Genomic DNA, 9,087 nt, shown 5'->3' with positions numbered 1-9,087 from the left:
CGGCGGCGTGCGGCTGGCGGTGGCGCTGGCGGCGCGGGCCGGGGTGAAGTGCATCCATCTGGGCCTGCCGAGCTGGCCCAACCACGCCCAGATCATCGAAGACGTCGGCATCGAATGCGCCGGCTTCAACCATGCGTGCGAGGACGGCTCGGCCGATGTCGAGGCGGTGCTGTCGCTGATCGAGGCCGCCGGCGAAGGCGAGGCGGTGCTGCTCCACGGTTGCTGCCACAACCCTACCGGGGTGGATTACACCGCCGCCGACTGGGACAGGATCGCGGCCGCCCTCGCCGACGGGCGGGTGCTGCCGATCATCGACATCGCCTACCAGGGCCTGGGCGAGGGCATGGCGGCGGACGTCGCCGGCGCACGTGCCGTGCTGGCGGCGGTGCCCGAGGCGCTGGTCGCGTACAGCTGCGACAAGAACTTCGGCCTCTACCGCGACCGGGTGGGCGCGTTCTACGTCCTTGCCCGCGCCCCCGGCCAGTTGCCGGCGATCCTGTCCAACGCCAACGCCTTTGCCCGGGCAACCTGGTCGATGCCGCCCGATCACGGAGCGGCAGCCGTGCGGCTGATCCTGTCCGACGAGCGCCTGACCCGCCAGTGGCAGGAGGAACTGACCGGGATGCGCACGCGCATCTGCGAAGTACGCGAGCAACTGGCGGCTGCGGACCAGCGGGCGCCCGGGCTGGGGCTGAAGGCGCTGACCCGGCAGCATGGCCTCTTTGCAATGCTTGCGCTCGGCAAAGGGCATATCGATCGCCTGCGCGACGAACACGCGATCTACATGGCCGCTTCGGGCCGCATCAATGTCGCCGGGCTGCATCGCGGCAATATCGAGGCCTTCGTGGCCGCGCTCGAGGCGGTCGGGCAGGGCTGACCAGGCGCACCTGCCGGCCGCGGCCGCACCGCTTCATTCAAGCAGCAGCAAGGCCAGATGTGGTCCGCTGATCGGGCAACCGGACCGCGCGGCCGGCGCGGTTGCATTTGGCGCTGTCCCCGGTTGGCACGGGGTTGTCCGCGCCAGGGAACAAAGCGGGCCGCATACCTTTTCGAGCAGTGCAGAACAGGCTGTAATCCACCGACATACAGGAACATGAGCCTGCGGGCCCAATCGGAGCGTTATTCATGGTTTTCATTCGCGTCCCCTCGAACCAGTACAGCACGGTCGGCAGCGTCGGCGATGATCGCATCATCGGCCGCGATGGCGGGCCCAATCTTATCGACGGCGGTGCCGGCGCGGATGAGATCGACGGCGGCGATCAGGGCGACATCATCTACGGCGGCAGCGGGCAGGATGTGATCCGCGGCCTGCTGGGCAACGACACGCTGACCGGCGAGACCGGGAACGACACCGTCTATGGCGGGGCGGGCGCGGATTATCTCTACGATTCCGATGGTGGCAACGATCGCCTCTATGGCGAGGCGGGGGCCGACCGTATCGAAGTCGACCGGCTGGTGACGATGCGCGCGGCGACCGTCACCCTCGACGGCGGCATCGATGGCGACACGCTGCAATTCCTGACCGACAATGGCTCGACCGGGCGCCTGTTCGGCGGTTCGGGATCGGACACGATCACCGTTTCCGGCGCCTTGGGCACGGCGATCGTCGATGCCGGCGCGCAGGCCGATACCGTGGACCTGACGCTCGAAGGGGTGAACTACACGGTCACCCTCGGCGGTGGCCGGGATACCCTGATCTTCCAGGCCGACCGCGAGTTCTTCTCCCTCGCCGCGCCGGTCCTGGTGACCGACTTCGAAGCCGGCGCCAGCGGCGATACGCTGGTGATGGCGGACCTCCTGGCGGAAGTGCTCGACAATTGGGATGGCGCACAGAACCCCTTCGCCTCGGGCCATCTGTCGCTGACGCAGGACGGCGGTGACACGGTGCTGTCAATCGACCTTGACGGAGGCGCCAACGGCTATGTCGAGTTCGTCCGCTTCGCCGGCACCTCGGTCGGCAGCTTCACCGCCGCGAACTTCGAATTCGCACCCGACGGTTCGGCCACCCCCAGCTCGGTGACCACTTCGGGCAACACGACCTTCGGCGGCGCGGGCGACGACGTCATCAGCGCGGCGGGCGGAACCGTCTATGGCGGGGCCGGGGATGACAGCATCACCCTGACCGCCGCCGGCACGGTCTATGGCGGTCCGGGCGATAACGTCATCGAAGGCAGCAACACCGCCGGACGCGATCAGCTCTACGGCGGCGCGGATAACGATACGATCAACGGCAACGACGGGGCGGACTACCTCTCCGACGTGACCGGCGGCGCGGATGCGCTGAGCGGCGGCAACGGCGACGATTACCTTTATCTCGCCCGGTCGCAGGCCGATCCCGATGCCGCCTCCACCCTTGAGGGCGGGGCCGGCAACGACACGCTGCTGGCGGCGATCTACAACGGGTCCGATGTCCTGATGACCGGCGACGACGGGGCCGACCAGATTCTCGTCCGGGGCACCGGCGGCACGGCCACCGTGCGCGCGGGCGTCGGCGACGATACGGTCCAGGTCCAGTTCGCCGGGATTTCGGCCAACGTGACGCTCGGCGCGGGCCGCGATACGCTCAGCCTGGTTGGTGCGCTTGGCCAGTTCTCCACCGCGGGCAACATCGTGGTCACCGATTTCGCCTTCGGATCTGGCGGGGACCGGGTGACGGTTGCCGAACTGCTCGCCAACATCGACAGCACCTGGGACGGCAACAGCAATCCCTTTGCCGGCGGCTACCTTTCGCTGGTGCAGGTCGGGGCGGACGTGGTGCTGCGTCTCGATGCCGACGGTACGGCCGGCGGATCGCAGTTCGACGATCTCGTGACCTTCTCCGACACCAGCCTCGGCGATGTCACGGCAGCCAATTTTGACTTTGCACCCAACGGGGCCGCACCGGCACCGTCGAACATCGTCATCGCCACCGGCACGCGTGCGACCGGGACCACCGGCGCGGATACCATCAGCGTCGGACCCGACTATTCCTATGCCGGCTTCCTCACCATCGAAGCCGGTGCCGGCGACGATACGGTGACCGGCGGGCAGGGCCGTGACAACATCGTGGGCGGCGCCGGCGACGACGTGCTCAACGGGCAGGGCGGCAACGACATGCTCGACGGGCAGCTGGGTGACGATACGCTCAACGGCGGTGACGGAAACGACATGCTGAACGACACCCTCGGCGGTTCGGATCGTCTGTACGGCGACGCCGGCGACGACGATCTCAGCGTCATCCGCAACACCTTCGCCGCTGCCGGCGACGTCACGCTCGATGGCGGGCTGGGCCGCGATACGATCCTGTTCGACACCCAGAACGGTTCGACCGCGACCATCCTGGGCGGAACCAACAACGACACCATCACCCTTCGCGGGATCGACGGGTCGGCCACAGTCCTGGCCGGGCCGGGGTTCGACCGGGTCAATTTCTACACCACCGGGGTCGAGGCGACGGTAACCCTTGGCGATGGTTCGGATTCGGTCTGGGTCTATGGCTCGGTCGACGATCTCGATATCGACAACCTCATCACCGTGACCGACTTCACCGTCGGGCTCGGCGGTGACCAGATCGTCCTCAGCAACTTCTTCGACACCGTGCTCGAAGGCTGGGACGGCACCGGCAATCCCTTCCTTCTGGGCTTTGCACGAGTGATCCAGTCGGGAAGCGACGCGCTGATCCAGGTCGATGTCGATGGCGGCGCGAACAACTACCAGACCCTGATGACGCTCGAGAACGTCAACGCTGCCGACATCGGGCGCCCCAACCTTGGCTATTACAGCGGGGCGCAGACCTTCCTCGGCAGCTCGGGCGATGACGTGCGCGTCGGCAGCTTCGGCCAGAACCGGATCGAGACCTTCGGCGGGGACGACCGGCTGCTCGGCCTGGGCGAGGACGATGTCCTGATCGCCGGTGCCGGAAACGACCAGCTGTCGGGCGGTGACGGCAACGACAGACTCTATGGCGGAACCGGAAACGACGTCCTGCGCGGCCAGGCCGGGAACGACCTGCTCGTCGGGGGGGCAGGTGCCGACCGGTTCGTCTTCAGCACCGCGCTGGGAGCCGGCAATGTCGATACGATCGACGATTTCACCGGGGATGACACGATCATCCTCAACCTGTCGGTCTTCACGGCGCTCCAGTCGAGCGGTGCGCTCGATCCCGACTCCTTCCGCGTCGGCACGGCGGCGCAGGATGCCGATGACGTGATCGTCTACAACCAGACCACCGGCGAGCTGTTCTACGACGCCGATGGTTCGGGATCAGGCGATGCGGTCCTGTTCGCCCGGGTCGATGCCGGCACGGTGCTTTCGGCGGACGATTTCCTCGTCGGCGGCGGCAGCGCGATGGCGCCGCTCGACATGGGCAAGATGGACGTCCTTCACGCGGACTCGATCTTCTAGGCCACGGCGCGAGTACATAGCGGCAACCGGCGCGTCGTCCCTTTGATCGGGGGCGGCGCGCCTGTCGTTTGGGCGCTGGACGCGGCGGCGTGGCGGCTCTATCCTCGCGGCCATCCCCGGGGAGCCTGCTGGCGGCTGAGAGGGGTGGGTAGCGCCACCCGACCCGTCGAACCTGAACCGATTAGCATCGGCGGAGGGAGTGGTCGGCGCGCACCTGCATGCCTTCTCCCGTTCGCCCGAAGGAGACGACGCGCATGGCCGATATCAACAGCAAGCTCGAAATCGGAGTGACCACCGGCCCGATCCGCGGCAGCCGCAAGGTCGAGGTCGCCGCCCGCAGCGGCAACGGCGTCCATGTCGCCATGCGCGAGATCGACCTTGCCGGGGGCGAGGACCCGGTGCGCGTCTACGATACCAGCGGCCCCTATACCGACCCCGCCGCAACCATCGACATCCGCGCCGGACTGGCGGCCAAGCGGCGCGACTGGATCCTCGCCCGCGGCGACGTCGAGGACTATGCCGCCCGCGAAGTGCGCCCGGAAGACAACGGCCAGCTCGGCCCTGACCGGTCGGGCGGCGTCCCGGCCTTCCCCAACGTCGCCCGCCGCGTCCTGCGCGCCCGGCCCGGGCTGAACGTCAGCCAGATGCACTACGCCCGCCGCGGCATCGTCACCCCGGAAATGGAATATGTGGCCGAGCGCGAGAACCTCGGCCGCGCGATGCTGAAAGACCGGGCCGACGGCGAAAGCTGGGGCGCCAGCATCCCCGATTGCGTCACCCCCGAATTCGTCCGCGAGGAGGTTGCCCGCGGCCGCGCGATCATCCCGGCCAACATCAACCACCCCGAAACCGAACCGATGGCGATCGGGCGCAACTTCCTCATCAAGATCAACGCTAATATCGGCAATTCCGCCGTCGCCAGCGATGTCGCATCGGAAGTCGACAAGATGGTCTGGGCGATCCGCTGGGGCGCCGACACGGTGATGGACCTCAGCACCGGGCGCACCATCCACGACACCCGCGAATGGATCATCCGCAACAGCCCCGTCCCCATCGGCACCGTGCCGATCTACCAGGCGCTCGAAAAGGTCGGCGGCGTGGCCGAGGACCTCACCTGGGACATCTTCCGCGACACGCTGATCGAGCAGGCCGAACAGGGCGTCGACTACTTCACCATCCACGCCGGCGTGCGCCTCCCCTATGTCCCGATGACCGCCAAGCGCGTCACCGGCATCGTCAGCCGCGGCGGCTCGATCATGGCGAAATGGTGCCTCGCGCATCACAAGGAGAGCTTCCTTTACGAACGCTTCGACGAGATCACCGAGATCATGAAGGCCTACGACATCGCCTATTCGCTGGGCGACGGCCTGCGCCCCGGCTCCATCGCCGATGCCAATGACGAGGCGCAGTTCGCCGAGCTCTATACGCTGGGCGAACTGACCAGGCGCGCCTGGGAGCAGGACGTGCAGGTGATGATCGAAGGCCCCGGCCACGTGCCGATGCACAAGATCAAGGAGAACATGGACAAGCAGCTGGAGGCCTGCGGCGAGGCGCCGTTCTACACCCTCGGGCCGCTCGTCACCGATATCGCGCCCGGGTACGACCACATCACCAGCGGCATCGGCGCGGCGATGATCGGGTGGTTCGGCACCGCGATGCTCTGCTACGTCACGCCCAAGGAGCACCTCGGCCTGCCCGACCGCGACGACGTGAAGGTGGGCGTGGTCACCTACAAGCTCGCCGCCCACGCCGCCGACCTTGCCAAGGGCCACCCGGCCGCCAAGGTCCGCGACGACGCGCTGAGCCGCGCCCGCTTCGAATTCCGCTGGCGCGACCAGTTCAACCTCAGCCTCGACCCCGACACCGCCGAGCAATACCACGACCAGACCCTGCCTGCGGAAGGCGCCAAGACCGCGCACTTCTGCTCGATGTGCGGGCCGAAGTTCTGCTCGATGAAGATCACGCAGGAAGTGCGGGATTTCGCGGCGAAGCAGAATTCGGGGGTGGAGAGCTTTGTGGCGTCGGAGGAAGCCGAGGCGGGCATGGCGGACATGAGCCGCGTGTTCCGCGAGACGGGCAGCGAACTTTATATAGGCGCGGGTGGAAGGGAGTAGGGTTAGGCCTCAAATGACAGAGTCTGACTTGCCAATTGACACACTGGTCCGAAAGAGATTTGCAGTGGTTAAATATGCGAGCCGCACGGATGACGCCTAGATAAGAAAATGATCGGATATTATGCATCACCCCGATATGACCGCCGAAATTTATAGCATAGGATACGGTAACCGCTCGCTGGAAACGGTGATCGACCAATTGAAGCGCGCCAACGTTGAATACGTTATCGACGTAAGGTCTTCGCCATTTTCGAAATTTAGTCCGGATTTCTCAAAAGACATTTTAGAATCAAATCTTTCGCAGCGGGGCATGAAATATGTATTTATGGGTGACCAACTCGGAGGGCGCCCTAAATCTGATGACTGCTACAGCGATGGAAAGGCTGATTATTCAAAGATCGCTGAGAAGGGCTTCTTCAAGAAAGGTATTGCCCGACTGAAAAGCGCCTATAACCAAAATCTAAGGATTTGCCTTTTATGTAGCGAGGGCGCGCCTTCGCAATGCCATCGGGCGAAGCTTATTGCTGTAGCGCTCGATGATGCCGGTATTCGTGTAACCCACATTTTGCCCGACGGCTCATATCAGAGCCAAGATAGCGTCATTGCATCTCTCACAAATGGACAAGCGGACATGTTTGGCGATAGCTTTACATCCAGAAAGTCTTATCGCTAGGAAGCTTATGCGAATTTTAACGATTGGTGGCTACGGGTTTTCTGAAGAGGCCTTTTTCAAACGTTTGAGAGAGTATCATGTCGATACGTTCGTTGATGTGCGACGTCGTCGAGGTATGCGAGGATCGAGGTACGCGTTCCTCAACAGTATTCGACTTCAGGATCGTTTGAAAGCGGAGGGCATAAGGTATGTCCATGCCGTTGGCCTCGCGCCGACCCAAGACATACGAGAAGCGCAAAAATCCACTGACCGACATTCGGCTGTGAAGAAGAGCGATCGCTTACGCCTCTCCGACGATTTCGTCGATAGATACAAGTCTGAAATTTTAGACCGATTCAGTGCAGATTTTTTTAAGCGCGACCTTCAAGGAGCAGAAGTAGCTGCCCTCTTCTGTGTTGAAGGGCCACCAACCGCATGTCACCGTTCATTAGCCGCAGACCACCTTGTTGAGCTAATGGGCGTTGGTGGGCCCGTGGAGCATTTGAGGCCATGAAAACTTTAATTGTAAGCCGAACAAAAATGTCCGGCAGCGGTCGCTGTATTGGGGGCATCGCGCAGGATGGAACTTCTCTTCGATTGCTCAATCCGAATGGACAGAATTGGGATACATCGGCGCCGTTTCAAATTGGTGATATCTGGGACCTGAATTACACTGCTATGACCGGCCTAACGCCGCCTCATGTTGAGGATGTTGTGTGTGCTAGCGGAACTAAGGCCGCTTCGGCCAGTGACGTTCGCGACACGATCTTAGAATTGGCGCCAGCGTGGACTGGTGGGATCAGCCAGCTTTTTGACGGCGTGCTTGGTTTCACTGCTAAAGGAAACGGCTTTGTCAGTCATTCGCGCGGCGTTCCCAGCCAAAGCACGGGATTTTGGATCTCAGACAAGGAGTTAAGGCTGCGGGCAGACGCGAAACATTACGATTATCCACAAGGCTTTCTCAGTCAGGCCAAGGGCATGTCATACGTTGGCGAAAGTGATGCGATCCAGACCATACCATCGGGTACACTAATCCGCGTGTCACTCGCGCGCTGGTGGAAACCAGATGACGTAGATGGCTTGGAAGAGAGGTGTTATCTTCAGTTGTCGGGCTGGTACTAACTTTCTTAGTTCACCCTCCCCAACCGCACCAACTCCCGGTCCAGCGCCTGCAGGAACCGCGAGCGGTCCTCCTTGCGGAACGGTGCCGGGCCGCCGCCGCTGCCACCCAAAGGCCCGTCCATCCCGGCGCGCAGGTCGGCCCTGATCGCGCGGGTGGCAATCGCGCCGCCGATGCTCCCGGCATCGAAGGGCTTGCCAGTGTGCGCCAGCACGCTCGCGCCAGCCTTCAGCGCGCGGTCCGCCAGCAAAATGTCGCCGGTCACCACCAGCGTCCTCGGCCCGGCGTGCTCCGCGATCCAGTCGTCCGCCGCGTCGAATGCGTCCGACACCACCACCCGCTTTACCCGCGCGCTCACGGGCACGCGGAACATCTGGTTGCTGACCACGCGGACGTGCGCGCCGTGGCGCTCGGCCACGCCGTAGATCTCCTCCTTCACCGGGCAGGCGTCGGCATCGACGAGGATCGTTACAGGGGGGATGGGTGCGGGCTCCACACTGCGGGCATAGCCGTATGCGCGGCACGCGGCAAAAGCCCTGTCCTACACGCGCCCGGCTGTGCCTTATCCTGTCCGATGAAGACGCCCAATCCCTCCGCCGCGCCCGCCACCGCCCCCGCGCCAAAAGCCCGCCAGAGCGCCGCCGACTATCGCTGGACCATGCCCAAGGTGGTCGCCTTTCTCGAAGCGCTGGCGGGTTGCGGGTCGGTCGCCGGGGCGGCGCGGGCGGTGGGGATGGGGCGGCAGTCGGCCTATCGGATGCGGGCGCGGCTGGCGGGGACGCGGTTCGCTCCGGCGTTCGAGAATGCGCGGGCCAGTG

8 protein-coding genes and 1 riboswitch are annotated in these 9,087 nt (G+C 64.3%); of the genes, 7 read left to right on the top strand and 1 reads right to left on the bottom strand.

The features are described 5' to 3' along the window. The 6 genes from ACHFFA_RS04145 to ACHFFA_RS04120 form a co-directional block, all read left to right on the top strand. Positions 1-877 (top strand): aminotransferase class I/II-fold pyridoxal phosphate-dependent enzyme (locus ACHFFA_RS04145; RefSeq protein ID WP_394269581.1); only part of this gene is annotated, 877 nt, incomplete at its 5' end. A 248-nt stretch (positions 878-1,125) separates the two neighbouring features. Then, positions 1,126-4,383, top strand: coding sequence for a beta strand repeat-containing protein (locus ACHFFA_RS04140; protein WP_394269580.1), 3,258 nt, complete (start codon positions 1,126-1,128; stop codon positions 4,381-4,383). Between the two features lie 107 nt (positions 4,384-4,490). After that, positions 4,491-4,599, top strand: a riboswitch (TPP riboswitch). A 38-nt stretch (positions 4,600-4,637) separates the two neighbouring features. Further along, the gene (gene thiC, locus ACHFFA_RS04135) at positions 4,638-6,497 is read left to right on the top strand and encodes a phosphomethylpyrimidine synthase ThiC (RefSeq protein ID WP_394269579.1); all 1,860 of its coding nucleotides are present in this window, start codon (positions 4,638-4,640) and stop codon (positions 6,495-6,497) included. A gap of 136 nt (positions 6,498-6,633) precedes the next feature. Then, positions 6,634-7,170, top strand: coding sequence for a DUF488 family protein (locus ACHFFA_RS04130; RefSeq protein WP_394269578.1), 537 nt, complete (start codon positions 6,634-6,636; stop codon positions 7,168-7,170). Continuing rightward, positions 7,115-7,663, top strand: a complete 549-nt coding sequence (locus tag ACHFFA_RS04125; RefSeq protein WP_394269577.1) for a DUF488 family protein — start codon at positions 7,115-7,117, stop codon at positions 7,661-7,663. The genes ACHFFA_RS04130 and ACHFFA_RS04125 overlap by 56 nt, the downstream gene beginning before the upstream one ends. Continuing rightward, on the top strand, positions 7,660-8,271 hold the full coding sequence (locus ACHFFA_RS04120; RefSeq protein ID WP_394269576.1) for a hypothetical protein: 612 nt from the start codon (positions 7,660-7,662) through the stop codon (positions 8,269-8,271). Before ACHFFA_RS04125 ends, ACHFFA_RS04120 begins: the two co-directional genes overlap by 4 nt. A 5-nt stretch (positions 8,272-8,276) precedes the next feature. Here ACHFFA_RS04120 and ACHFFA_RS04115 read toward each other — a convergent pair whose 3' ends face one another. Beyond that, positions 8,277-8,765 (bottom strand): YaiI/YqxD family protein, encoded by a 489-nt coding sequence (locus tag ACHFFA_RS04115; RefSeq protein ID WP_394269575.1) that lies wholly within the window; start codon positions 8,763-8,765, stop codon positions 8,277-8,279. Positions 8,766-8,843: 78 nt separating this feature from the next. On the opposite strand from ACHFFA_RS04115, the gene ACHFFA_RS04110 reads away from it, so the two are divergent. Continuing rightward, on the top strand, positions 8,844-9,087 hold a 244-nt coding region (locus ACHFFA_RS04110), incomplete at its 3' end, for a hypothetical protein (RefSeq protein WP_394269574.1).

This window comes from Qipengyuania sp. (assembly GCF_043423005.1).
GTDB lineage: Bacteria > Pseudomonadota > Alphaproteobacteria > Sphingomonadales > Sphingomonadaceae > Qipengyuania.
This window is presented reverse-complemented; position numbering and strand designations above follow the sequence as displayed.

Excerpts from the sequence above, each read along its gene's own strand:
- ACHFFA_RS04140 (WP_394269580.1), top strand. The coding sequence starts at position 1,126 with ATGGTTTTCATTCGCGTCCCCTCGAACCAGTACAGCACGGTCGGCAGC.
- thiC (WP_394269579.1), top strand. The coding sequence starts at position 4,638 with ATGGCCGATATCAACAGCAAGCTCGAAATCGGAGTGACCACCGGCCCG.
- ACHFFA_RS04130 (WP_394269578.1), top strand. The coding sequence starts at position 6,634 with ATGACCGCCGAAATTTATAGCATAGGATACGGTAACCGCTCGCTGGAA.
- ACHFFA_RS04125 (WP_394269577.1), top strand. The coding sequence starts at position 7,115 with ATGGACAAGCGGACATGTTTGGCGATAGCTTTACATCCAGAAAGTCTT.
- ACHFFA_RS04120 (WP_394269576.1), top strand. The coding sequence starts at position 7,660 with ATGAAAACTTTAATTGTAAGCCGAACAAAAATGTCCGGCAGCGGTCGC.